Below are 1,734 nucleotides of genomic sequence, written 5' to 3' on the forward strand. Positions count from 1 at the left end.
TTGCTTTTCCGGATGCGTCTGTACTGTGACACACGGTGCATTGATTAAGGGTTGTGTCTATGTGAGCGCCGGCTGCCATTTTTTCTGTTTTATAAATTGGGGTCGTGCGTGCGTTTAGTAGACGAGCCACTTTTTGGCCAACTTGGTTACCCGTCGCAATAGCGCCGTCGATAAATCCGCGCCAGCCTAAGTCAATATCGCCACCGGCAAAATATATTCGCCCTTGGGGTTCGCGTAATGCAGTAATCGAATTCGTCAATTGACCTTTTTTCAGAACGCACCAAGTACCCTTTGAGTAAGGGTCCAGGTGCCAGTCATAGTGTAGGGTATCCACCACATCAACATCCGGTAGAAAGCGGCGCAATAATTTTTGGACTTGCGCGTGGTTGTTGGGGTCAATTTGTGACGGATCAGTGGAAAAAGCCACGAGATTAGTGCCTTCGTTAGGGCTGGCCATGGTCATAATGGTGCTTATAGGGTCTTGCTCCGAGGCCAACATTAAGATGGGCTTTATATTCTGTCGGATGCGAATGTAGAACTTCATTCCAGAGCCGGCATGACCTTCCTCGGACGCTCTCACCTTTTGTGATAGTAGCGCAGGCGAAAATTGAATCTTGGATAGTACGTTCATGGGGACTGCGCTAATCGTGGACCGGCAGGTAAATGTTTTGCCTGTGCTGGTGATTATTTTTACGTGATCCCCAAGATCATGAACTTCCTTCACTGGCGTACCCAATTCCACGTCAGGGCGACCATCATCCAGCATGGCATTGATTAAACTTTGCGTACCATGTTTAAAGCTATAGCGAGAGACGCTATCACTGTAACGAGTGATATCACTGCCAACGAGAGACCACCATCGTTGCATTTCTACGTAGCTAGCTTGATCAAAGTCTCCATGAACGGAAGCGCCCAAGAGTCCTTCGATGATGGGTGAGAAAGAAGGAGAGAGGTCCATCTGATTAAGGCGATCGCGAACCGATAGAGTGTCGGCGCCTTGCCAATTATCTGTACTAAAAGGATCATAGGGCAATGGAAAGGAGTGAGCGGCACCATCATGAAATTGGTGCATTTGCTCATTGGCAATGGCAAAGCCTTGATAGGTGACCATAGGTGGCGATGGTTCACCTTCTGGTGCCCCATTCCCACAGGCAGCCATCCTAATCAGTGGTGCGATGCCGCTCATGCCAGCATCCCGCGCCTCATCACCATCCCACCACAGTAAGTCGGGAATCGTGCTTGGAGTAGAATCCACTAATTGCAAGTCGTAGCGATTAATTTCAGCGAAAACATTAGGTTGCGTGGAGTGCACCCAGGCGCCACCGAGCTCAAACAACTTACCATCACGCTTTACGGTAAAGGTACGCCCACCAAGGCGATTACGAGCTTCTAATATTAGTACTGATAGCCCAGCTTGCCTGAGCTCACGGGCAGCGGTAACCCCGGCAAAGCCACCACCAATAACAATGACATCATAGTCATACTTGTCGATTTCTCTATCCGTGGAATCTTTGCTAGCTGTAGCATTGACGCTATTCCCCCCGGCAGTTAGGGCGACTGCGCCGAGAGCCCCCAACCCATTTTTTAGGATGCTGCGTCGGTTCAGGCCTTGCCTAGTTGTCTTATAACGTTTCTTACCCACAGTGAACACCTCTTTTAAATACTGGATAATATTTTTAACATGAATTATTAATATTGATCAATATTTAATATACTATCGGGATAGTTTAGGTT

At 48.2% G+C, this 1,734-nt stretch carries 1 protein-coding gene; it reads right to left on the bottom strand.

The features are described from left to right. A partial coding sequence (locus tag A3735_RS24720; protein WP_068638827.1) for an NAD(P)/FAD-dependent oxidoreductase occupies positions 1–1,642 on the bottom strand: 1,642 nt, incomplete at its 3' end. Positions 1,643–1,734: the final 92 nt, after the last annotated feature.

It is taken from the genome of Oleiphilus sp. HI0061 (assembly GCF_001635675.1).